Consider the following 25,041-nt stretch of genomic DNA (forward strand, 5'->3'; position numbering starts at 1 on the left):
GAAACATGAGTGTTGATAAAAGTTTGAAAGCAAAGGGTAAATTGGTAAGACCAAGAAATGTATTTACAAGGACGGAACGCATTAAAATACTTAGGGGAGAGGGAAAATGGGAGCCAACGATGTCGGTCTTCGGCATTCCCAAGGTAAAAACCATTAAGTTGAAACGAAAGACGAAGTCAGAGAAAAAGGAAGCGAAAGCAGAAGCGGCCCCGACGGCAGGAGCACCATCAGAAGCCGGCGCACCTGCTGGCAAGGAAAAGACCAAGAAATAATGATCGCCCATAGGATGTCGAAAATCGACTCCTCAGGAATCAGAAAGGTCTTTGATCTGGCACAAAAAATGCGAAATCCGGTGAACCTGAGTATAGGCCAACCGGATTTTGATGTTCCTGAAGAGATTAAAAATGAAGCAATTAAAGCTATTAAAGATGGTACCAATAAGTATACTGTCACGCAAGGTATACCTGAACTTCGGAATGGTTTGCTCAAACGACTTCAGAAAGAACGCGGGGTAAATGCCGAAAGTATCATGATCACCTCAGGTGTCTCCGGGGCATTGACACTCGCTTTTATGGTTCTTGTCAATCCCGAAGATGAGGTACTCATACCTGATCCTGCCTTTGTGAGTTATAAACATTTGGTCAATTTCTGCGGGGGCAAACCTGTATTTATTGATACGTATCCAGACTTTAAATTGACGGCTGCACGCATCCAACCCCACATTACAAAAAAAACAACAACATTGATTATCAACAGCCCTGCAAACCCTACGGGTGCCCTGTGTACCAGTCAGGAACTTAAAGAGATTGCTGAACTGGCAAGAAAGCACAACCTTGTCGTGATTTCTGATGAAATATATCATGACTATGATTACAATCACGAGTTTGACAGTATCGGGAGGTATTATGAAAAGACGTTAATCCTGGACGGCTTTTCCAAATCCTTCGCCATGACAGGCTGGCGAATGGGCTATGCGGCAGGACCTGCCAATATAATCAGCGAGATGATCAAACTGCAACAGTACACGTTCGTATGTGCACCTTCTCCAGCCCAGTATGCCGTGGCAAAATCTTTAGACACAGACCTGAGCAACTACATCGCAAGCTACAAAAAGAAAAGAGACTTGATGTATGATGGGCTAAAGGACAATTACAACATGATAAGACCCGGCGGTGCCTTTTATCTTTTTCCGCAGGTTCCATGGGGTACAGATGAAGAATTCGTTACAACCGCTATCCAAAAGAACCTTCTCATTATACCCGGCAGTGTCTTTTCCGAACGCCATACTCACTTCCGTATCTCTTACGCTGCCTCAGAAGAAACCCTCAAACAAGGCATAGACATCCTCAATAATCTCACCAAACAATAACGCCAAAATTAATTATGCAAATATCTTTATAAATGCGCTCGATGAATTAATTAAGAATGAGATGATCTATTGAGATGAAAACAAGAAAAATGTGACACGACACAGATGTGTGTCGTGTCACAAGTGTGGCATGGCACATTGTGCACTAGATGAAAGATAGAAAATGCGTAGAATCTTCGTTTCTTTCAGAATTCAAAGTCGCATGACCAGGTAGTTCGCTAATTCTTCACCAATATACTGATTTCGTCATCAAATTCCTTTTCAGATACATAGCCAATATGCGTATTGGCCACTTTTCCATCTTTACCGTAAACAACAGTCGTTGGATATGCCCGGAGATCATGTGACTCGGCAATATCTCCTCCTCCAAGATAAACGGGATAATTAATGCCCATTTTTTTTATAAACGGCGGAACTACGTCTTGCCCATTTTCATCAAAGGCAATACCAATAATCTCTATTTTTCCCTTATATTTATTGTAGAGATTTACGAAACCGGGTATCTCTTTTCTGCACGGTGGACACCACGTTGCCCACAAATCAACAATCACCACCTTGCCTTTGTTACGGTCAAGCAGGGCATTTAATTCTGCAAGTTTTATCGTTGTAACAGAATCCCCCCCGTAAGTAATTATCTGAGAGAGAGAGAGAACCGCAGCAAAGAAAAAAGTAAACCACGTGTATTTGACTATCTTGTTCACAACATTGCTCCATTCTGTAATATGTAAGAGTTTATAAAAAATTCAAATCAAAAGCATTCCGGTAGGCTTTTATTTTTTCATGCTATCTTGTTTATTCCTGTGGTAAACAAATATTTGATTCCTATACAGCCACCAATTCACCAGTGGTAAAAACCACTTTTCCATTTTCCATATCCACTCGAATCTCTGTCCCCTCCGCAAACTTACCTTCCAATATCTCCAGAGAGAGCGGATTCTCAATCATTTGCTGTATTGTACGCTTCAGAGGTCTTGCTCCGAAGTGTGGATCAAAACCCTCCTGTACCAGCCGTTCCTTTAATCGGTCGGTGACCTTTATTTGATAGTTATTTTTAGCCAAACGCCTTTGAAGTTCTTTCAATTGTATCTCAGCAATCTGTCCAATCATTTCCTTTGACAGACCATGGAATATGATTGTTTCGTCGATACGGTTAAGAAACTCTGGTCTGAAGGCCTCTTTCAATGCCTGTTTCACCCGGCTTCTTAATTCCTCCTCATTCTCAGGACCCGTAAGATCCTGTATCCACTGGCTGGCAATATTTGAAGTCATTACGATAATGGTATTTTTAAAATCCACCGTTCTGCCATGCCCATCCGTCAACCGCCCATCATCAAAGACTTGAAGCAATATATTAAATACATCCCGATGTGCCTTTTCTACCTCATCGAACAGGATTACGGAATACGGTCTTCTCCGAATTGCCTCGGTAAGACGTCCGCCCTCCTCATAACCTACATAACCAGGAGGTGCTCCAATGAGCCGTGCCACTGAGTGTTGTTCCATAAACTCAGACATATCGATACGCACCATGGCATTTTCACTATCAAATAAAAAGGCAGCAAGGGCCTTGCAAAGTTCTGTTTTTCCTACTCCGGTAGGACCAAGGAATAAAAAAGTACCTATAGGACGGTTAGGGTCCTGAAGTCCTGCACGGGCACGCCTGATCGCATTTGAAACGGCTCTGATAGCCTCTTCCTGACCAACAACCCTCTCTCTGAGCCGTTCTTCCATTTTCAGGAGTTTTTCCTTTTCACCTTCCAGCATTCGTGTCACAGGGATCCCGGTCCACTTGGACACAACCGTGGCAATATCGTCCGCGTCAACCTCTTCATTAAGGAGCGACGAGTTCTTTTGTAATTCTTGCAATTCATGGTGTTTTTGCTTCAATTTTTGTTCACATTCCCGGATAAGTCCGTAGCGTATCTCAGCTACTTTCCCCAAATTCCCTTCCCTTTGCGCTGTCTGTTCATCGATGCGAGACTGCTCGATCCTGGCATTAATTTCCTGTATTTCTTTAATAATCTTTTTCTCGTTCTCCCATTGAGCGCGAAGGGCACCCGATTCCTCCCGCAAATCTGACAACTGCTTCTCAATTTTCTCCATACGCTGTTTTGATGCGGTATCCCTTTCTTTTTTCAGGGCCTCTTTTTCGATCTCCAGTTGCATAATCTTCCGCTCAATCTCGTCCAGTTCAACGGGCATACTATCGATTTCAATTCTCAGCTTAGAAGCAGCCTCATCAATCAAGTCAATGGCCTTGTCAGGCAGAAATCGATCTGAGATGTACCGCTGGGAAAGTGTGGCCGCAGCGACAATTGCAGAGTCTTTAATACGCACCCCGTGATGCAGTTCATACCGTTCCTTCAATCCCCTCAGGATTGCAATGGTATCCTCTACGGACGGCTCGCCAACATATACCGGCTGGAACCGCCTTTCCAATGCGGCATCCTTTTCAATATGCTTTCGGTATTCATCCAGGGTAGTGGCGCCCACGCAGCGCAACTCACCACGGGCAAGCGCTGGTTTTAACAGATTGGATGCATCCACGGCACCTTCGGCTGCACCTGCCCCCACAACCGTATGTAACTCATCGATAAAGAGGATAATCTGGCCTTCTTTTTCGCTTACTTCCTTAAGCACAGCCTTAAGACGATCTTCAAACTCGCCCCGGTATTTTGTACCTGCAATCAGGGCACCCATATCTAAAGACATCACCCGCTTGTTTTTCAGACTCTCTGGTATATCACCATTAACGATACGTTGGGCCAGACCCTCTACAATGGCCGTTTTCCCCACACCGGGTTCACCAATCAAGACAGGATTATTCTTCGTCCTGCGAGATAAAACCTGTATCACGCGCCTTATCTCATCATCCCGTCCAATAACAGGATCGAGCTTTCCCTTTCGCGCTAGTTCGACAAGGTCTTTACTGTAACGCTCAAGGGCTTGATATTTTTCTTCAGGATTCTGGTCAGTAACCCTTTGGCCCCCCCTGATTTCTTTTAATGCCACATAAATATTTTCTCTGGTAACACCAGCTTCATGCAATATCCTACCGGCAGTTATGTTCCTTTGCCCCGCCAGCGCCAACAGCAGGTGTTCTGTACTTACATACTCATCCTTCAATTTGCTGGCTTCTTCCCAGGCAAGATTAAAAGTATCCCGAAGTTCTGTACTTACATAGGCCTGTCCTGGCACTCCTGGCCCGCTTACTTGTGGTAATTTGTTAACCGCCGACATCGTCTTATCGAGGACGGCATCCGTATTAATTCCTAATTTTTTCAGAAGCGGCATAACTATGCCCTGCTCCTGAGTTAAAAGGACTTCCAATAAATGCACGGCTAAGATTTGCTGTTGCCTCTTGGATTCCGCTAATTCCTGGGCTTCCTGAACAGCCTCTTGTGCCTTGATGGTAAATTTATCAAATCTCATAGTTTTCTTTTTTAATTACAATTTCCAAACATATAGTGAAATAAAATTTTATGTCACAAAAACACCAAATAAATCATTTGTGGCTTTTATGCTTTGGGGAATGGAAAAGTTACTGAAGGTCAATTTATGGTTGTATCTGCAGGACGTCTGACATACTGTACATCCCCGGAGGCTTTTTAGCTATAAACTTCGCTGCACGGATGGCGCCCCGTACAAAAGTATCTCTGGTGTGTGCCCTATGAGTAATCTCTATCCGTTCTCCCAAACTACCAAAAATAACCGTATGATCACCTATGACATCGCCGCTACGTACCGCGTGTATACCAACCTGATTCATGGGTCGCTCTCCGCTAATCCCGCTCCTGCCATAAATAACATCCTCATCCATCTTTCGACCTGTTACTTCACATACCTTTTCAGCGATTCGCAAGGCTGTGCCACTGGGTGAATCTTTTTTAAACCTGTGATGGGTTTCAATAATTTCAATATCAAATTCCTTTTCCACCATCTTAGCCACATGAGCAACAAGGTTAAACAGAACGTTAACTCCCACACTCATATTAGGAGATACTAAGCATGGAATCAATCTGGAAAAGTGCTGCATTTTTTCGTGTTGTTGTGAGTTTAATCCTGTTGTACCAACAACAAAGGCAACATTTTTCCTTGTGCAAATCTCGCCGATAGCTATGGCAGATTCAGGTGATGAGAAATCAATTAAAACGTCTGCATGTGCATTGAATGCCGTTGTTATTGTGATACCGGTTTCTCCGCACCCGGCAACCAAACCCACATCCTTGCCAAGCGACTGGTGACCCGGCCTTTCCAGGGCTGCTACCAATTTCAATTCAGGATCTTCAATGGCAAGTGCAGCGATCCTGGATCCCATCCTGCCGCAAGCACCATTTATCGCAATTTTAATCATTGTCTACCCCAGAAGCAATTATTATGCATTATTCTTTATTCTTTTTATACCTCTTACTGGCACTCTTGAGAAAACTCCGTTCCCTCCATGATAAGTTCCTTAGACCTTCACGATTCACCTTATCGAGGATTTCATCCACCTTCGCACGGAGTTCCTGTTCTTTCATCAACTCTTTTTCATGCTGGTGTATCTGCCACTTTTTGAGATACAACCCCACCCGATAGGAGTACCGGACAAATAAAAAACCATAAACAAGCCCGCCTAAATGTGCAAAGTGTGCAATATTGCCAGTTTTAGGAAGAATGCAGTTAAATATCGTAATACCGGCAAAAATCATAACCAGGTACTTCGCCTTCATGGGAAAGAAATAAAGAATAACCGTGCTGTTGGGAAAATACATGGCAAAGGCCACTTCAATGGCAAAGATCGCCCCCGAAGCTCCAAGAATAGGAGTCCACGGAGTAAATACGCAACAACATATCCCGGCAAAAATTCCCGCTGTAAAATAAAGGGTTAAAAATCGCCTGGAACCAAGTACCCGTTCAACCTCACTTCCGAACATCCAAAGACCCAGCATATTAAATATCAAGTGCCATGGGTCTGTTGTGCTGTGCAAGAACATGTATGTGAAAAACTGCCACAGCCACAAATGTCCCAAAGTGTCGGGAGGATAAAGCCAGAACAGTTTTGTAAATTTATCAGAAGCGGGATAATACCATGGCAGCGCCGCTGTGTGCCCCAGCTGCTCATCACTTAAGATGTTCATCATCTGCTGCGACCACTGCATACTCACCGTCGAAAATAACAACTGAAGCATAAACACGCTCACATTGGCAATAATCAAAATCATGATTATGCGTGTCCACTTGCTTCCGATATTTATTCCGAAAGTGAGCCGATTGTTGCGCATGTATTAAACCATCTCATAAGAAATACTTAAAGTATTTTGTATATTTATACTAATCCTTTTCCGTTAAAAGTCAAGAACGTAATATGGTAAAGCCTTTATCTGATAAACAGTTTTCTGAAAACAAACATACCACCAATAAAAAGGATAATATTTGCACCCCATATGGCAGGTGTCACAGGTACGAAAGTATCCTTTGCCAGCACCATTCCCGTTACGACCAGCGGGTAGTAGATAAACAGGATCACCATGAAGCTGGCACCAAACCCGATCATGAGGTGTCCGCTCCGCAGCATAATGCCGAGTGGAATGCCAATTATGACAAAAGGTATACAGGAGAGTGCTTGTGAAAGCCTCTTGTGTATGGAAATATCATTTTTACGCCGTATTTCCTCTTTTTCGGCAATAGTTGATTCCCCCTCCATAGCTTCGACATTTTTCAGCAAGGCATCGCGCCGGATGTTTATCTCTGAAATAGCTTGAGAGAGAGAGGTAATTTTTTTTGTTTCTTCACTCTGCACCTCTCTGGCCGCAACAATTTTTCGTTCGATATTATAAATTCTTTGCCTTTCCCTCTCAATGGTTTCCTTTATCTGCATGATTTTTTTATCTCTGTCTTGAGTCATTAAGGTACCCGCCTTCTTTTCTTTTTTCACTTGAATCAAATTTTCATTAGCAACAAGGATGTAATTTTTTGCTATCTTGCTCTCGTTCTCCAGTCCTTCGATCTTTGATGCCTGACGTGCCAGGTTTTCGTTTGAACGCTTCAATTCTGTGGCAAGTTTCTCACGCTTCCGTGACAAACTACCGACTTCCTCCCGATTGGCAGCAAGTTCTTTTATCAAAGCATCTTTGTTCTTTCCTGAGTTCAATGGTGTTTTCGGATTTTTTGCCAATTCGTTGTTAATTTCCTTGTTGTATCTGCAGAGTTGAAATACCGTCATATACTTTGAAGAAGATTCTCGCTTCTTTTCGTTCAGAGAAATTTCGAATGTGGTTTCCTTAAACACACCCACACGAGGAATTTCCTCCAACTTTTTATAATTCGGCTTAAGAAATTCCCCCCGGTGCAACGTAAGAAGTATCTTATTTTCCGCTTCATCCATTTTGATAGACCCCTCTTCGGCAAGGATAACATTCGTCACATAGTCATTCGCATACTCAATTACTGCTATATCTTTATTTATACCACCTTCCATATTTCCGATATAAATTTGGTACGGATGCAGGTCGATTTTTTTCTGAAAGGTAGCCAAACGCCCTGCCAGAATGTTATTGATAGCGCGCTCCTGAAGCAATATTATTTTATAAGAAGACCGTGGCAAAATCTCGGCAGATAAGGCTAATGCTATTAAACTAAAGACAACTCCAATTACCAAAACAGGTGTAATTATTCTCAATATATGGATGCCACTTGCCTGGATGGCAATGATTTCATGATCAGCACTCATGCGTCCATACGTCATAGACGTAGCAGTCAGTAATGCCGAAGGTATAGAATAAGGAAGCGCCTGAATAAAAAGATGAGGAATCAGTACCCGTAGGGTAATAATGTCAAGTCCTTTATGTAACAATTGAATAGAAAATCCCAGGAAGATCAACAACTCAAAACACGCTAAGGATGGTAAAAACATCCTGAACCATTCTGTCATAAGATAGCGTCGTAATATTTTATTAGCAAAAATTTTAGACATTTTATGAATTTTTTTCGTGCGCGAAATTTTTTTCAATAAAAAATATTTGTTCATACCGGCAATTGATCATCCCAGGAATCTCCTCGTCTTTCCTGCTGCAATCATGTTTTCGGTAACGGTTTCTTTCTTCCCGGAGAGAATTGCCTGAATGATCTGGGAAGTATACTCGCTGTGAAGTATGTTTTCTGTATACTTTACCATACCCAACACCTTCTCGATGTCCCTTGCAATTTTCGGAGATATTAATTTCATCACATCCCCATTATAATACGATGCTACCGATGAAAGATCATCCAGAAATGCAGGGTATGCGGTCTTGAGGAACACCAAATCCTTTTCAGTCAGATAATGCAATCCCAGCAGTTCCGGTGGTAGTCCAATCGAGTAAAGTGAAGCACAATAAGCAATTACCCTCGGCAGGGTAATCCCTTCGATATTTCTTGAATAACCGAAAAGACCGATGTGGAGTTTACGCATCCTCCGTTTAGGAACAAATCTGGCTATCTCGTTAATTAACGGAGCAAGCTCCTTTATTTGTTCCCGGTAAGCCGACGCCAATCTTTCCGCAATATCCAGGGCCACTTCTTCATTTATTGAAGTCGGGCATGATCTCACATGGTCATTAATCTTTTGAATGGCCCCGCTGACCTGCCCTTCGTCATAATCGTATTTAAATGCCGATTGTATCGTAAAGGTTTGAACACTGGGAAATTCTTTCAGGCATTCGTCCACAGTTAACGGCGACAGATTGCCCCGAAAGAGATTTGAACCGAGTCCCAGGATGGGATAGATAGGGATCCTGATTCTTTCCTGTAACGCATGCAACCTCTGTAAAGCAATTTTGACTACCAGTATTGCAGGCAGCATACCATAGTTCAATGCAGGATCTGAACGGCCAAGGAATACCCTTTGATACGAAAATTGTTTGTCCTTTAGATAATTCTGCACCATTGTATCCGCAGAGAGCATATAAGGGATATCCTCGAATAACGGAATCACTTCCAGAGTCTCGGGCTTAAATTCGCCAATCCAGTCCTTTATGGTAATATCATTCTCAAAACATTTCCTATGTTGCTTCCCGACAACAAAATCACGATAATAATAATATACGCGGTTAATTGTTTCCGTATTGGTCGTCATGGGAAGGATAACTTCAAAGATGGGTGGTATGTTATCGTCTCCGTAAAACTGGCTTGCGGTATCGTACGAACGTGGCGCACTTTCCAAAGTTTCCAGAAGAATCTTCGCTTCACTTTTTTCTACCATAGGGTTAGGTACGCGTAAAGTAATAAAGACATCCTTCCCAATCCTGCGTTTTTTGAAATAATTGTCATACCGGGTAAGCAGTTTCTTAATGACAAACTCATCAACTTCCTTTCCTTCACAATCCCACATCTGTTCGTCACACCGCAGATGTGAAAACACGTAATATGCCTCTTTTATTTCATCTTCACCCAAAAAGCACGTCCCTTCGGTAAAGAATGGCATAGTAATATTATCCGGGTGTTGGGTACTCATCGTTCTTGGTATTTTTCTCATGCCCGTATTCTACCTCCTGGCTACTGACTTCTTCAAAAACATACACGCAACAGTTTTTCCCTGTTCATAATTATAAACTATGAATTATAGTAAATAATATTGTATTTTCATCAAATTATTTTAAAAATTACGTTTTCACGTACAATTCAATTTCTTACTTCCTTTATCCATCAAATAGTTTTATAATTACCGTTTATAATTTCATTTTTAACCGGGATTCTATTTTTCCCCGTTATAAAATATTAGGAGAATAAGTATGTCCAATGAGTGTTCTATTACCGGGAATAAGCTCGATACGAATGAATTGATAAACCTTATCAATACGGAACAGTATGACAAACTGGAAGAAGCATGGCTTGGAATTATTGAATCCAACAGTATGGATTTACAGGCGCTTTTCGATGTTGTTGATCTCCTTGCGAAACGGGAAGAAAAAAAACGGGCTCACGATTTCCTGATGATGTTGGCACCTCATTATCGACAAAAAGGACTCTATCAAGACGTTCTGGAGGTGCTAAAAAAAGTATTTGAATATAACCCGAAAGAAAAGGGGCTGGCAAAAGAAATCGCCGAGTGTTATTCAAACATTTATAAAGACAGACCTTATGCAAAGGACTTGGTTGAAAAAACGGGTATAGAGACAGCGTCCGACATCCGTAGTGCCATGAAAAAACTAGAAAAGTACTTTTATCTCGATCGGAACGATTATGTCTCCCATAAAAGCTGGGGGGTAGGTCAGGTAGTTTCTATCGACACAGAAGGCGAAAAGGTAAACATCAATTTTGAAAAAAAGAACAACCACAGCATTTCCATGGATATTGCCCCGGATATATTACAGAAACTGGATAAGGATGATTTACTGGCAATGATTTACGCCCGTAAAGATGTATTGAATAAAATGATTGGAGAAGACCCCGTAGGTTTAATTAAACTAACCCTGAAATATTTTAAAGGGAAAGCCTCGGTTTCTCATATAAAGAACCGGCTCATATCCGGTGTTATACCGCCCGAGGCATGGAGTAAATGGTGGGTAAATACCAAAAAGTTGCTTAAAAAAGACCCTTACATAAAACTTACCGACGGGACCCCCACCACGTCCTTCCTGGAACTTCGTACCTCACCAATGACACACCATCAAGAGATACTCGAAAAACTGGCCATCACCGGAGATATAAGCAAAAAGGTCGAAATCACCAAAAAATATGTTTCCATAATGAAAGACACTGAAACATGCAGAGAAACTTTGACTGAAATTACAACTCTTTTTGTGAAAGACGCCGCTACATTGCAGGAGAAAAACCCTTCCCTTGCCATAGAATGTCTCTTCCTCCTTGAAGAAATACAAGGCGTCCTCAAAGAGGATGCAGGAAAATATAAAGACACTATCGAAACACTTATTCGCACAATTGAAAATCTTCCGGAATTTATAGATAACATCAACATATTGGAATACAGAAAACAAACCCTCGGTTTAATCAAACAAATCAAACCAGAACATTGGCAGGATGAATTTATATCACTGTTTTTTCTGAACAGTGGCAATCTATGGGAATTCATTATCAAGGAACTTATTACTGAAAACAAGCAACATGCCATTGAAGGGACAGCCTTAAAATTATTCAATCAGTTTAACGCCTACCCGGAACACTATATCTGGTTTTGTAAAAATGGCATGCATGGACGATACACTGAACTTTATAAAAACATTGATCCAGCCCTCATGTTTAATAGGTTAATCGAGCTATCAGACAATATCTATTTTAAGATCCAGAAAGGGCGCGACGGGGATTTAAAGACCATCATCACCAAGATAAAAAATCTTTTGGAGGATAAAGGCACCGATTATGCCATAAGTATTCTGAATGATGCCAACGCAGAAGCCATTTTTAACGTCGTCTCCCGCAGCAAGGGCATGGAGGATTGGTTCAAAGTTTCTATCGAAAGTGTCATTCAGGACCGTTATCCGGAACTATTCGAAGAACCAGGTCTCCCCAAACTCGATGAAAGCAAAATCTACGTCACGAAAGAAGGTTATGAGAGGAAAAAGAAGGAATTTGACCATCTTATGAACGTGGAATTTCCAGAAAACGCACATGATCTCGGAGAAGCCATAAGCCGGGGAGATCTGCGTGAAAATGCAGAGTATAAGGCAGCACGGGAAAAGCAAGCAATGCTCGTGGAAAAGGCAGAACGCATGAAGGCTGAATTACAGAAGGTTGTTATCATTGACCCACATTCAATTCATGCGGATACAGCCTCTCCGGGTACAAAAGTTACTTTAAGGCATGAAGGAAAGGCGGAATTAGAGACGTATACCCTATTGGGACCGTGGGATGTGGATATTGAAAAAGGCATAATCTCCTACCTGTCACCCATTGGAAAAGGACTACTAAACAGAACGGCAGGTGAAACGATAACGATCAAACTCCCGGAAGGAGAGTCTACTTATGAAATCATTAAAGTTGAAAAGGCCTTATTATAAAAAAGACTCCTGATATTTCATCTTCCCTCTACAACGATCTTTCCATTCATTCCAAAATGCCCTGCACCACAAAAGTGAGAACATTGAAAAGGATACGTTCCGGGTTCTTTAGCATAGAACTCAACGGTAGCCATTCCTTTTTCCGGGATGGTCACAAGAATTCCATACTGTTCAATCTTAAACCCATGCGTCACATCCAGACTCTCGATTTCCAAAATCACATGAGTGCCCTGCTTAACCTGAATTACTTCCGGAGTAAATTCAAACCGCTTTGCAGTCATGGATATCTTCTGCACCGGCGCATCATAAGGCATAGATTCCAGAGCCTTATCTTTCTTTACAGCGGCACATCCGGAAAGGACAATTACAATAACCAGCACTATTATACTTTTCATAGCCACATTTCCTTTTTTCATCAACAATTTCCCGATAATGTAATTATTATGCAGTTATTTAACACTATTCATCCGATCTGACTTTAGATTCCTCCGGGACGACCTCAAGAACGACCTTCTCGGAACGCCGAATAATGGTTAGCTCCGACTTTACCCCGATCCAGTGTTCAGTAAGAAGCTTGTGCAGATCGTCTACGCTCTCAATCGCCTGATCGTCGAAACCTATGATTACATCCCCTTCAACCAAGCCAGCTCTTTGGGCAGGACTGTTGTTCTCAACGGAAATGACCAGTACACCGCTCTCTATCGGTAAGTTATGGAATAGCACAAGTCGGCGGTGGAGAAAGACGCTTTGCCCTGCTACACCAATATAACCACGACGGATTTTCCCATCTTTCATAAGCCCTGTCGCGACGAACTTAACTGTGTCAACCGCAATAGCGAAACAGAGGCCTTGTGCTCCCTGGATAATCGCTGTATTGACGCCAATTACTTCTCCGTGGGAATTTATGAGCGGGCCTCCTGAATTGCCCGGATTGAGTGCAGCATCAGTTTGGATGATACTATCTATCAACCTTCCCGATCGTGATCTGAGTGAGCGCCCGAGTGCACTTACCACACCGGCGGTTACTGTACACTGGAAGCCATAGGGGTTACCAATTGCAATTACGAGTTGGCCTACTCGAATAGATTGAGAGTTCCCTAAACGTGCATATGCCAGGTCCGGGGCATGAACTCTGATAACCGCCAAATCCGTATCGGGATCGTCTCCGATCATATCTGCTGTCAAACGACGGCCATCCGCAAGCGCCACTTCAATTTGACCGGCATTATGCACAACGTGACTGTTTGTGAGAATAAAACCATCCGGGGTAAAAATGAACCCCGATCCATTGCCCATCATTTGTTGTGACATCCGTGGATGGACTGTTTGCCGGCCATTCGACAACTGACGAACGTTAATATTTACTACAGCCGGGATAACTTTCTCTGAAGCGCTAACGACGGCCTTCGAATATGCATCAAGAAGTTCTTCATCCGCAGGGGCAACAACTTCAGATATCTGCGAACCAGCTGGCCCAACTCCATTGGTTGATACGGCTTGAAAAAGAGGTTCCACAACAGTTTTTTCCTTTAAAATTTTTGGTCATTGGTTTAAACTCAAGACATTCAATTCAAATTGTATTGTAAAAGTCTTGTTTGTCAAACTCCTATCCTTAGACCAATGGTGGAGTTATTGATTGTTATTCTTTCCTTGCAGTTTAAGCCCGACTTCGGCGAGCCTGCGCCCTAAAGCGCGGCATATTATAGCCTCATGCTGGTCAATTTCCCGTTGGCTGTCCGGTCCTGCAACATGACCGGGTCCATATGGAGAACCTCCGGCTTGAGTCGTAAAAAGCTCTTTAACCGAGTAAGGTACACCAACGAGTATCATACCGAGGTGCAAGAGAGGGGCCATCAAGGTAAGTATCGTCGTCTCCTGCCCTCCGTGAAGGCTTGCCGTAGACACAAAGACGCCGGCAGGTTTGCCTTCAAGTTCACCTGCGAGCCACAACGATGTAAGTTGGTCAACCTGGTTTTTTAATTGCGCTGATACATTTCCAAACCTTGTTGGTGTGCCAAAAGCTATCGCTCCTGCTTCTTTGAAGTCATCTTTTGTAACCATCGGAACGTCTTTCTGCATCGTCTTGCCTGCCTTCATATCCTCCCGGGAATCGATGACAGAGGCAGGTATCAATTCTGGAACTGTACGGATAACTGGTTCCGCACCCTTAACCTCCTTAACCCCTTCTGCCACGAACTTCGCCATCTTGTATACATTGCCGTATGTGCTATAGTAGACGATTAGTACTTTCATAGCTATCCTCCTTTTTATAAATATTCAAAATAAACTACAGGGTATTTCTCCAGGCTTTGTAGTTCTACCATACTATTAAACTCTCTCGTATTTGACAAATGTGCCATTATGGTACTCTTCAAAAGCGATCCGTAGTTCATCTTCCGTATTCATCACAATAGGACCGTACCATGCGACTGGTTCACCAATGGGCTTGCCGGATATAAGCAGGAACCTGACTGCATCGTCTTCCGTTGAGACCATCATCTGATCGCCATCTTCAAACAAGACAAGAGACTCATTGCCTACAAAAGGGTCTCTTTGCATATCGAAATAGTTAACCCCTTCGATCTCATAAGAAAACGGGAGCTTTTCCTTGCAAAAATATCCCTTACCTTCGATGACGTACGCAAAAACGGTGTGTCCACGCTTTGTCGGGTGTATGAATTCTGAACGGGCTGGAACGGTTATATCAAGGTATTCCGGGTCGGCGATGATGTCCTGAACGGCCCCCTGCTTGCCGCCAACTTTACCGCATATGACCCGCACTTTTGTGCCGTTCTCCAGCATTACATTAGGGATTTGCCCGCTTTTCACATCCCGATAACGAGGCTCCATCATTTTATGAGATTTAGGTAGATTGGCCCAGAGTTGAAATCCAAACATCATACCATTTGAGTCTCCTTTGGGCATTTCCTGGTGTATGATCCCGCTTCCCGCGGTCATCCATTGTATATCGCCAGACGTTATAATGCCCTTATTCCCCATGCTGTCACCATGCTCAACATCTCCCCGAAGAACATAGGTGATTGTCTCGATTCCACGATGCGGGTGCCATGGAAAACCCTTGATATAATGCTCTGGATTGTTTGAGCGGAAATCGTCCAGAAGTAAAAAAGGGTCAAACATCGGAACCTGGCTATATCCAAACGCCCGTTTAAGGTGGACACCAGCCCCTTCGATCGTAGGCTTACTTTTCAGGACTTTGCGGATCTTTCTCGTTTCAGTCATTGTGTTCCTTCATCGATTTTTGGTTGGGAATATGCCACTGTTATTACCCGAACTATCAGGAATACAAGTAATTCCGTAACAGCGTTATAGGGCGTTAATTGCTCATGGAAAGCACCAGTACGTTTTATTGTTTGACTCCTTGATTTTTTTCCTCCTAGAGATTTGATTTCTGTAATATGTAAAAGATATTGTGTCTGACTCGAATACTTTTAACTACAGTACCATCTTGATTTCCTGTAGCGCCTGTTACAATGTCAGAAAGCGAAACAATCACAATCAAGTCTCCAAAATCCCGGCGGGCAGGTTCGGAACTCCACTCACCGAACCAAACCCGGTGGGCTGATCGGCAGGGTTCTTGCCTTCGTTGATTGCTTTTTTAACCATATCAGTTCTTTCTGGATTCCATGTATTGAGCATAAAGGTTACGCCGCATTATTTCTGGCCGGCAACCTCTTAAGCCTTTTTGTGGCTTTCCATCAACAACCGATAATTCGGTATAATATGTTCGCCAAAGAGGTTGGCGTAGTCCAACGCATCGGGGCGATTCCAGGTCTGTTGGAGTTCTCCGATAACCGCAAACGTATCGATAGGAATCACACCGGCCTGCATAATACGGGCGATAGTTAAATCGGTTGCCATCTTGCTCCAGTTGCCCGAAGCATCCACAACGGCATACACCTTGTAACCGGCCTGGACTGCGCATATAGCCGGAAATGCCAGGCAAACACTCGTCAGCGTACCGGTCATCACCACCGTCTTGCGTTTAGTCTCTTCAACAGCCTTAACGAACATAGGCACGTCCCATGCGTTGATCTGACCCTGACGCGGGACATATTTGACGTGGGGAGCGAATTGCTGGATTTCGGGGATCACCGGGCCGTTCGGGCCTTCCGGCACGGACGCAGTGGTAATGACGGGAATCTTCAGCATCGTGGCGATTTTGGCCAGGGCAATGACATTGTTGCGCAATTGAGACACAGACATGTCTTTGACGAGGTTGAACAGTCCGCTTTGGTGATCAATCAACAGCATAACAACATCGTTGGGATTCATCATGACTTTTTCTTGAGGTGTGCTCATACAATTCTCCTTTCGATTTGGTTAAAGGACTTTGCTTTTAAATAAATCAACGGTATCTCCCCATTTTTCTTAACTCGAAAAACAAAGGCGCAACACCGGGAACACATTCCTGCTAACCCCAACAATCACAGGGTGCACAACTATAAAAGCCGATAGGGATATGCCCGCTTTGTCCACTCGCTCTCAGGATAACCGGCCTGAAGTTGTTCGTATGCCTCTTTAAGTCCCTTTGGATTTTTCGTATCCTTGTATAAACATACACCTTTCAGGTAAATTGCCTCAGGTGCTGAACTACTTTTAGGAAAATCAGACAAAATCTTCTCCAAGTTTGAAAGCGACTCTTTGAATGTATTCAAGTCAAAATGAACCTTTGCAATACCCAGCAATAACGAAGGAATCAATTCTTCGGGAGAAAGAAAACCTACTGTCCTGTGATGTTCTTTGCCTTCCATATCAAGAATTATAAGGGTCGGAGTCCACTTCAGATTAAAATCAGTGGCCAGGGGTTGAGCATCATAACGGGCACGGAGTGGAATTACCGAGCTATTGATAAATTCAGCAACATTTTTATTTGGATACGAAACTGCATCCATCTGTTGACAACCGATTCAGCCTGGATTAAAGAAATCAAGTAGCACAGGTTTTTTCTCTGTTCGTGCCCTTGTCAGGGCCATGTCCATCTGCGTTTCCCATGTAATCTTATTTTCCATAATCTTGCCTCCTTATAGTAAAGTTATGGTTCAATAGGATACTCCGCCTTTTTCCATCCATTAACGCCACCACCAAGAACCTTTGCATTCTTGTACCCTTTTTTTAAGCATACCGCTGCCTGACCGGCAGCACTTGCCTCTTTAGGTCAGCCACAGTAGAAGACGATCTCCTGATCCTTTGATAATGAAGGTAATCTTGACTTGAATTCATTCAGAGAAATTCCCCCTTGCAGTTTCATCTGTCTGAACATCGCATCGTCGCAACGTCTGGAAACCTGATAAATTATTGCTACGGTAAATTTCTCCGAAAGAAAATGAGTCTTACTGGGAACACAAATAAAAAAAGCCTTACTGCAAAGATATTCTTTAAACATCTTCGGCAGTAAGGCTGTCTTTTCATAAGCCGTTTAAACGGCTTAAACTGTTTAACGGCTAGCAAGACCCTTTACTTTGCGTCCCCTGATTGCCCAGGGTTTGCCTTTTCGTAACGTTCTTTTATTACACTACTTCGTAAAAAGTCATTATTTAGAACTGAATATTTATATAACATGCATGATAGCTTATCTCAAGCAAAAAATAAAAGAACTTAAAATTACTATTGCACTATTCCACTTTTATATGGTCAAATAAGAAATGAAATTTTAATTTATCAATCCAGGTGGACTAAAAGGAGGTTTTATCCTGAACGCATATCTTGTTCTCATCCTTTGCCTTTACATCCTCAAAGAGGGCTCTGAATACTGGGTTCAGTACCTCAATCTCAAACACATGAGAAAGGTTGGTGCAACTGTCCCTCCTGAATTTGAGGGAAAGATAGACGAATCGGTATTGAAAAAGACAATTGACTATGAAACAGAAAAAACCCGTTTCAGCTTTATCTCGTCGATATTCAGTAATATCGTCATTCTGCTATTCTTCTTTGGTGGGCTGCTGAATATCTATACTTCATGGATTGCATCACAGAACCTGTCATTTATCATGTCGGGATGGTTGTTCTTCTTGCTTTTAGCCTATGGTTCCGAATTCCTATCCATACCTTTCAGCCTTTACCATACCTTTAAGATAGAAAATAAATACGGATTCAACACCATGGCCCCACGACTGTGGATATCCGATTTCATAAAAGCACTCCTGATTTCAACAATCATGATGTCGCTGGTGACATTTGCAGGGTTCTTGCTCATTCAGTGGAGCCCCAATTACTGGTGGTTCTGGGTATGGGGCTTTCTCTTTATTTTCAGTATCTTTATTCTGTACGTATCGCCGTATGTCATTGAACCTCTCTTTAATAAATTCACCCCAATTGAAGATGAATCACTGAAAGAAAAGGTTATGCAATTAGCCGCCAGGGCCGGTATTCATGCAAGCAGGATTCTCAGGATAGATGCATCAAAGAGAAGTAAACACACCAACGCCTATTTTACCGGTATTGGAAAAACAAAGAGGATCGTCCTCTACGACACCTTGCTTGCGAGCATGAACCACGATGAAATCCTCGCTGTGCTGTCGCATGAGATAGGACACTGGAAGAAAAGGCATATGCTGAAAATGATCATCGCCTTTGAAATATTTTCACTCATAGCCCTTTATCTCTCATTCAAGGTTATCCAAAGCGACGCCCTTTTAACGCTCTTTCACATCCGCACAAATACCCTTTATGCAAAATTTATAATCCTTGCTTTCCTTGCTGATATTCTGTCATTATTTTTAACACCCTGTGTAAGTTATTTCATGAGAATGCATGAAAGGCAGGCAGACAGGGTTTCGTATGAACTCACAAAAGATCCGGAAAGCATGGTAAGTGCCCTCGTAAAACTTTCAAAGGAAAATCTCACCAATCTTTATCCCCACCCCCTTTATGTTACCTTGTACTATTCACACCCTCCTATTCTGGAGAGAATCCGATATCTCAAAGGATTCTCCTAAAACAGGGGCTACTTTGCTTTAAATATGCATTTATTGCGGAGCATCCACAACAATTCCTGTTCACTACAGGGACAAAAATTGTGAATAATTAACCCTGTCAGGGTTTAAAACCCTGACAGGGTTGACCCGCGAATTTCTTACTTCGGATTTTGTCTTTTCTGACTTGTTCGAGTCAGGTGATATTTAACTACAAAAAAAAGGATATTTTGAAACCAGTTGGGGAATGAATCTGCAGCAGAAACAGAACATAACTTCATCAAATAACTTCTCATCCCTGGGGCGCAAACCGGTACCCCGCTTTCCTGGCTGGTGGGTAGCTCTGGGTCCGGGGATCGTCTGGATGGCACTTGCCCAGGGCAGTGGAGAACTGATCTGGTGGCCATATATCATTGCCAAATACGGCCTGACTTTTTTGTTCCTGCTTATTCCTGCCTGCCTCCTCCAATACCCTGTTACTGTTGAAATTGGTCGATACACACTTCTCACGGGCGAGAGTATTTTCCACGGCTTTATCCGGCTAAACCGCTGGTTTGGGATGTTTCTCTGGCTGCTGATGACGCTGTCATTCCTCTGGTTCGGCGCATTTGCCTCCGCGGGAGGAACGGCAATGGCGGCGCTTACCCATTTTCCAGCAGGCTGGAGCCAACGCGGTCAAACGTTATTCTGGGGTTATACTTCTATCATGATCTTTCTTGTCGCTATCCTGATGAGTGGTGTAGTATATTCATTAATCGAAAGATTTATGAAGGCAGTGGCAGTCACCACTGTTGTCGGGCTACTCTGGGCATGTCTTCAGCCGCAGGTCTTGCACTCTGCACCAGGGTTCATGAAAGGCTTGTTCGGACCTTGCAGTCCAATACCACGTCCATGGGATAATAACGATGCTACCAAGCTGCTAACCGCAATCACTTTTGCCGGGCTTGGTGGCTTCTGGATCCTTTTTTATTCTTACTGGATGCGTGATAAGGGCAATGCTATGGCGGATCATATGGGCCGTATTACCGGACCTGTCACAGGAAAACCTGAGACAATTACAAGCGACGGGAACCTGCCGCATGATTCTCCGGATAATTCTGAAAAATGGAAACGCTGGCGGCGTTACCTTTCAGTCGATATTATGGTCGGTATTTGCGGAAACCTGTTTACTACCCTTATGGCCTGTTTGCTTTCTTATGCCTTGCTCTTCCCCAAAGGACTCCTGCCCCGGGAATACGAATTAGCTGTTGTGCAGAGTAGTTTTTTCGAAGTGAGTTGGGGGTTCGCAGGGAAATTCCTGTTTCTTCTCGTTGCAGCGGCCTTTCTGACTGATACCTGGCTAGCAACCGCAGATGCTGTAAGCCGGATGCAGGCAGATATTGTGCATATCCTTTTTCCCAGGAGCCGACGCTTTGAATTACGTCACTGGTATTATTTCTTTCTGGGAATCCTGACAGTGATTACCTCTTTGACCATGCTGCTCGATGCACCAGGGCCGCTTATTATGACCAGCGCCGTCATCGGCTTTATCGGCACAATCATATTCCCTGTTGTCCTCTATTTCCTGAATTACAAAATTTTGGCACCACATCTTCCGCCCTGGGCACGTCCCGGAAGGATATCCAAGTGTCTCCTTGCTATTTCATTTCTTGCATACCTATTACTTGCACTGGCCTATCTCAGGTCGGTAATGTTTTAGCGATAAAAGCTTTTTTCTCCTGATTCACTGTGGTCTGACTTTTGTTTTGATCTTTCTTTTTTCATTTTTCTGTGACGTCCGTGGTTTACACTCTTTCTATACTTCAATTAAGAAAGAAAGACGACGAGGAGTTGTTTGATATTTTCAATGTCCATGCAGATGAGTTTTTAAATCCCATTGTTTATTTATAGTTTTCTGATATGATAAAACCACTTTCAACACTTGCAAAGATACTACAGTAAACAGCAAAAGTAAGTTGATATAACCCAAGACTTCGGAGTCTGTGTAAAAGGTTGTTTTGTGTGGATATTATCAGGTTAGGCACTGACAAACAAGTTTGTCAGTGCCACCTTTTCGTTCTGAAATTCCCAAACATCTATGGAGAGCGAAGGCGCACTGCGCTCTGCAGGCTCTGAAGGTTTGGGTTACATTTTCTAATGCACCTCTACTTCTAAATTGAGATATCAATGGTAAATGAAAAAAATCATCTTCTCATCATAGGTGGTGTGGCGGCTGGAATGAAGGCAGCGGCCAAGGCACGGCGTGAGTCCCCAACGATGAAGATTACCGTCGTAACTGACGAGCAATACATTTCCTATGCAGGGTGCGGCATGCCTTATTTTATCGGAAATATCATCAAAGATTCAAAAAAACTCATCCTTCGGGAACCGATATATTTTAAGAACATGCATAATATTGATGTCCTTACCAGACATCAGGCAACGGCCATCGACACCAAGTCTAAACAGGTTAAAGTCAAGAACATTGACAAGGGACATACCCTCACATTTCATTATGACAAACTTATTATTGCCACGGGGGCACAACCTATTATTCCTCCCTTGCCGGGTATTTCTTTGGGCAATATCTTTACCCTGAGAACCATGAGCGATGCGTTAAAGATAAGGGCATGTGTGGATGGAGGAAGCATTAAAAACGCCGTAATTGTAGGTGGCGGGCTTATTGGTCTGGAAATGGTGGAAAATCTGATTCCCAGAGGTATCAAGGTCACCGTTGTTGAACTCCTCGACCAAATTCTGCCACCGCTGGACAAGGATATGGCATCAATTGTCCAAAAGTACTTAATGGAAAAAGGTATCGAGATCATCACATCGGATGGTGTAAAGTCCTTTGAGGGAAATGATGGCAATAACGTGACAAAAGTTATTACTGGCAAACGACAGTTGCCTGCAGACATGGTCATCCTCTCTATCGGCATAAAACCCAATACCAAACTGGCTCAGGAGTCTGGTATAGAGATTGGTACTACACGGGCCATAAAGGTAAATGGGCGTATGGAGACAAATATTCCCGATGTGTATGCTGTTGGCGATTGCGCCGAAAATATCCATTTGGTAACGGGAAAACCTGCGTGGATTGCGTTAGGTTCTACGGCAGCCAAGATGGGACGTGTCGCCGCCATCAATGCAACAGGTGGCTCTGATACCTTTCAAGGTGTTTTGGGTACTTTGATTGTAAAGATTTTTGAATTGTATGTGGGAAAGGTAGGCCTTTCCGAACGGGAGGCCTTGAAAGAAGGCTTCAAGGTCGAATCAGCTATTGTCCCGGCAGGAGATAAGGCTCATTACTACCCTGAGGCAAAGGATATTATTATCAAACTCATTGCCGATAAGACCACGAAAAGACTCCTGGGAGCAGAGATCGTTGGGGAAGGTGTAGTCGATAAACGCATTGATATTATTGTTACAGCACTTACTTTTGGCACAACGGTTGACCAAATCTCCAAACTCGACCTGGCCTATGCCCCTCCTTACGCCATGTCCATGGATGCTATTATTGTTGCTGCCAATGTTTTAGGCAATAAATTATCTGGAAAGACGCAGGGTATCCTTCCCCATGCGGTTGCAGAAAGACTGGATCGGGGCGAGGATTTTGTATTGCTTGATGTAAGGACAGAGTTAGAGTATAAGAGCGGCCATATCAAGGGATGTAAACACATTCCGCTGGATAAACTTGCATCACGGGCTCACGAACTCGACGTCTCCAAGGAAATTATTACTTACTGTCGTGCAGGCCTGCGTGCTGCACAAGCCTATCGCATCTTAAAAAATGCAGGATTCAGCAATGTGAAGTATATGGATGGCAGCATTCTGGTATGGACGTATGGACTGGAAAAATACTATGGCTAAAGAAGAACTATTTAGGGCTTATCATGAAATCTATGCAACAAATTTTGGTTTCATGCCATGCATAGAGCAGTGTGACGGCCGTTGTGAGCAAAAACCGTTGTCCGTACTCTTGCCCTACGAAGATGAGTTTATCTTTGCACGGAGTGGCAAACACATTAGCAATGAAAGGTTAAAACTAGAAGAAGGAACCCTTGAAATCATCGGCAGTGTGTGTAACTTTACGGATGGCATACAATGCTTTATCCATGCACATCGCCCCATTGCCTGCCGTTTGTATCCCTTCTACCCGAATTTGACATTTGAAGGCGAGTTAGAACTGCTCATCGATGAATTCTGTCCGCTTACGGAATCATTGATCAAAGACTCTGCCTATGTATCAAATATCGCATCGGCGTTAAACAAGCTCATTCCACTAATCGACAAGGATTACTGGAAGATGCTGAACCAAATACCGTCACACCTCTGGGATGATACCTGTAAGGTAAGGCGTGTGTGCATATTGGCAAAGGATTTGTAACGAACCGTTCCCGTCATAATTTTCAAACAGAGCGAACTGAAGTTCGTGCTACAATTACAACTTCGCATTCCCTACAACATTTCAGGAGAAGATGCCTGATAACAAACAACTCCTGAAACCATGGTAAATATATTTTTCGAGTCAGCAGAGAAAATCTGGTGGTAAATATCCTTTGAGTGGAAATCCGGCAATCTAATTCCGCAGAGATCAGCCCTAAAACCCTCCTTAATTTGTCCCACGTGTAATTCGAGACCAAGGGCCTTTGCCCCGTTTACCGTAGCCATAGAGAGTATGGTCTCCGGTGAAAGATCATAGTGAAGAAATAAGAATTTCATTTCATCCAGGATGCTCAGGGTATCATTGCTGGCCAGGCTGTCGGTACCCAGTCCGACATTGACCCCTGCGCTCAAAAGTCTGTGTACAGGATGCTGTGCATGGCCAAAGAATTGGTGGCTCCTGGGACAGAATGCTACACTTGCACTGGCGGACTTAATCGCAGATATCTCTTCATCGGTAACATAATTGCAGTGAATAAGGAGTGGGCGATTATCTAATATTCCTGTTCCCTTCAGATATTGTATGGGAGTGAGTCCAGACGGTTGCCAGTTAGCAGGCATGGCTCGTAACTGCCGCAAAAAACCGGGAAAGTTTCCGGTGCCTTTTGTCAGGAATTCAATCTCGTCCTGTGTCTCTGCAATATGCGTGCAAACAGGTATCCCTGTCTGACGGGAAAATTGAGCGACTACCTGATATAACTCTTTCGAAACAGAATACGGTGCATGGGGAGAGAGGCCGGTATGAAACAAATCATCTGATTCATACACCGATAATTCCGATTGGATCTTTGTAATAACATCCCTTGCATGGTCAGGATTCAAGTCAATGACTTCTTTATAGACAACCTTGCGTAAAGGGCTTTTTTTTAATGCAGAAAAAGAATATTCCGTATTGGCAATGTCTGCAACCGTTGTGGTACCTGCCTCAATACAGAATCTAATCCCTTTTTCCGTCGATGCGGTATAGTCTGCCGCACTCCACCGTATCCTCGCCCCTACTAACTGAAATACCCAATGGGTAAAATTACTGGTAGGTTTGATACGCCCATGAAAATTGGTCAAATCGAGGTGGGTATGTATATTGATAAGACCTGGCAGGATAACTGCATTTCCCAAATCAATAATTTTATCAATATTGGTAAGCATCCTGATATCATCAAATGTACCAACCCGGTGTATCTTTGGCCCTTTAATGGCCACAGCACCGTTTTCAATACACTTCTCCGGATTTGAAATGAGATACTTTGCCTTTACGATAGTAGTCATATTTTACGGTTAATTACTCAGAATTCTTTACCTTTCTGTACCCTTTTGTTTCCAGTCCTTGTCATAAGTTTAT

At 43.1% G+C, this 25,041-nt stretch carries 20 protein-coding genes and 1 riboswitch; of the genes, 7 read left to right on the forward strand and 13 right to left on the reverse strand.

The window, feature by feature from the left end; genetic code table 11:
- Positions 1 to 5: 5 nt before the first annotated feature.
- A complete protein-coding gene (locus E3K36_05765) occupies positions 6 to 272 on the forward strand; it encodes a small basic protein (protein ID MCF6154752.1) in 267 nt (88 codons plus the stop codon).
- Positions 272 to 1,369, forward strand: coding sequence for an aminotransferase class I/II-fold pyridoxal phosphate-dependent enzyme (locus E3K36_05770; GenBank protein MCF6154753.1), 1,098 nt, complete (start codon positions 272 to 274; stop codon positions 1,367 to 1,369). Before E3K36_05765 ends, E3K36_05770 begins: the two co-directional genes overlap by 1 nt.
- 218 nt (positions 1,370 to 1,587) lie before the next feature.
- On the opposite strand, the gene E3K36_05775 is transcribed toward E3K36_05770, so the two are convergent.
- The 6 genes from E3K36_05775 to E3K36_05800 form a co-directional block, all read right to left on the reverse strand.
- Positions 1,588 to 2,070: a TlpA family protein disulfide reductase gene (locus E3K36_05775; protein MCF6154754.1), complete on the reverse strand. Its 483-nt coding sequence runs from the start codon at positions 2,068 to 2,070 to the stop codon at positions 1,588 to 1,590.
- A gap of 121 nt (positions 2,071 to 2,191) precedes the next feature.
- A complete protein-coding gene (gene clpB / locus E3K36_05780) occupies positions 2,192 to 4,801 on the reverse strand; it encodes an ATP-dependent chaperone ClpB (GenBank protein ID MCF6154755.1) in 2,610 nt (869 codons plus the stop codon).
- A gap of 124 nt (positions 4,802 to 4,925) precedes the next feature.
- Complete coding sequence (locus E3K36_05785; GenBank protein ID MCF6154756.1) at positions 4,926 to 5,723, reverse strand: 4-hydroxy-tetrahydrodipicolinate reductase; 798 nt, start codon at positions 5,721 to 5,723, stop codon at positions 4,926 to 4,928.
- Between the two features lie 28 nt (positions 5,724 to 5,751).
- Positions 5,752 to 6,633: a rhomboid family intramembrane serine protease gene (locus E3K36_05790; protein ID MCF6154757.1), complete on the reverse strand. Its 882-nt coding sequence runs from the start codon at positions 6,631 to 6,633 to the stop codon at positions 5,752 to 5,754.
- 95 nt (positions 6,634 to 6,728) lie between these two features.
- Positions 6,729 to 8,378 carry an LptF/LptG family permease gene (locus E3K36_05795; protein MCF6154758.1) on the reverse strand — a complete coding sequence of 550 codons (1,650 nt, stop codon included), beginning with the start codon at positions 8,376 to 8,378 and terminating at the stop codon, positions 6,729 to 6,731.
- Between the two features lie 12 nt (positions 8,379 to 8,390).
- Positions 8,391 to 9,863 carry a phosphoenolpyruvate carboxylase gene (locus E3K36_05800; protein ID MCF6154759.1) on the reverse strand — a complete coding sequence of 491 codons (1,473 nt, stop codon included), beginning with the start codon at positions 9,861 to 9,863 and terminating at the stop codon, positions 8,391 to 8,393.
- 256 nt (positions 9,864 to 10,119) lie between these two features.
- Between E3K36_05800 and greA the strand changes: the two genes are divergently transcribed.
- Positions 10,120 to 12,345, forward strand: coding sequence for a transcription elongation factor GreA (greA, locus tag E3K36_05805; protein MCF6154760.1), 2,226 nt, complete (start codon positions 10,120 to 10,122; stop codon positions 12,343 to 12,345).
- Between the two features lie 17 nt (positions 12,346 to 12,362).
- Here the strand turns inward: greA and E3K36_05810 are convergent, their stop codons facing one another.
- The 6 genes from E3K36_05810 to E3K36_05835 form a co-directional block, all read right to left on the reverse strand.
- The gene (locus tag E3K36_05810; GenBank protein ID MCF6154761.1) at positions 12,363 to 12,761 is read right to left on the reverse strand and encodes a hypothetical protein; all 399 of its coding nucleotides are present in this window, start codon (positions 12,759 to 12,761) and stop codon (positions 12,363 to 12,365) included.
- A 43-nt stretch (positions 12,762 to 12,804) separates the two neighbouring features.
- The gene (locus tag E3K36_05815; protein MCF6154762.1) at positions 12,805 to 13,860 is read right to left on the reverse strand and encodes a trypsin-like serine protease; all 1,056 of its coding nucleotides are present in this window, start codon (positions 13,858 to 13,860) and stop codon (positions 12,805 to 12,807) included.
- A 114-nt stretch (positions 13,861 to 13,974) separates the two neighbouring features.
- A complete protein-coding gene (gene wrbA / locus E3K36_05820) occupies positions 13,975 to 14,598 on the reverse strand; it encodes an NAD(P)H:quinone oxidoreductase (GenBank protein MCF6154763.1) in 624 nt (207 codons plus the stop codon).
- A 75-nt stretch (positions 14,599 to 14,673) separates the two neighbouring features.
- Positions 14,674 to 15,588 carry a pirin family protein gene (locus E3K36_05825; protein ID MCF6154764.1) on the reverse strand — a complete coding sequence of 305 codons (915 nt, stop codon included), beginning with the start codon at positions 15,586 to 15,588 and terminating at the stop codon, positions 14,674 to 14,676.
- A 453-nt stretch (positions 15,589 to 16,041) separates the two neighbouring features.
- On the reverse strand, positions 16,042 to 16,668 hold the full coding sequence (locus E3K36_05830) for an isochorismatase family protein (GenBank protein MCF6154765.1): 627 nt from the start codon (positions 16,666 to 16,668) through the stop codon (positions 16,042 to 16,044).
- A 140-nt stretch (positions 16,669 to 16,808) separates the two neighbouring features.
- Complete coding sequence (locus tag E3K36_05835; GenBank protein ID MCF6154766.1) at positions 16,809 to 17,261, reverse strand: hypothetical protein; 453 nt, start codon at positions 17,259 to 17,261, stop codon at positions 16,809 to 16,811.
- Positions 17,262 to 17,753: 492 nt separating this feature from the next.
- A riboswitch (cyclic di-GMP riboswitch) is annotated at positions 17,754 to 17,867 on the reverse strand.
- Between the two features lie 192 nt (positions 17,868 to 18,059).
- Between E3K36_05835 and E3K36_05840 the strand changes: the two genes are divergently transcribed.
- From E3K36_05840 to E3K36_05855, 4 genes are all read left to right on the forward strand, one after another.
- Positions 18,060 to 19,304 carry a M48 family peptidase gene (locus E3K36_05840; protein MCF6154767.1) on the forward strand — a complete coding sequence of 415 codons (1,245 nt, stop codon included), beginning with the start codon at positions 18,060 to 18,062 and terminating at the stop codon, positions 19,302 to 19,304.
- A gap of 340 nt (positions 19,305 to 19,644) precedes the next feature.
- On the forward strand, positions 19,645 to 20,979 hold the full coding sequence (locus E3K36_05845) for a hypothetical protein (GenBank protein ID MCF6154768.1): 1,335 nt from the start codon (positions 19,645 to 19,647) through the stop codon (positions 20,977 to 20,979).
- Positions 20,980 to 21,446: 467 nt separating this feature from the next.
- A complete protein-coding gene (locus E3K36_05850; GenBank protein ID MCF6154769.1) occupies positions 21,447 to 23,129 on the forward strand; it encodes a dehydrogenase in 1,683 nt (560 codons plus the stop codon).
- Positions 23,122 to 23,646: a hypothetical protein gene (locus E3K36_05855; protein MCF6154770.1), complete on the forward strand. Its 525-nt coding sequence runs from the start codon at positions 23,122 to 23,124 to the stop codon at positions 23,644 to 23,646. The genes E3K36_05850 and E3K36_05855 overlap by 8 nt, the downstream gene beginning before the upstream one ends.
- A 71-nt stretch (positions 23,647 to 23,717) precedes the next feature.
- Here E3K36_05855 and E3K36_05860 read toward each other — a convergent pair whose 3' ends face one another.
- Complete coding sequence (locus E3K36_05860; protein ID MCF6154771.1) at positions 23,718 to 24,968, reverse strand: hypothetical protein; 1,251 nt, start codon at positions 24,966 to 24,968, stop codon at positions 23,718 to 23,720.
- Positions 24,969 to 25,041: the final 73 nt, after the last annotated feature.

It is taken from the genome of Candidatus Brocadia sp. (assembly GCA_021646415.1).
Lineage (GTDB): Bacteria > Planctomycetota > Brocadiia > Brocadiales > Brocadiaceae > Brocadia.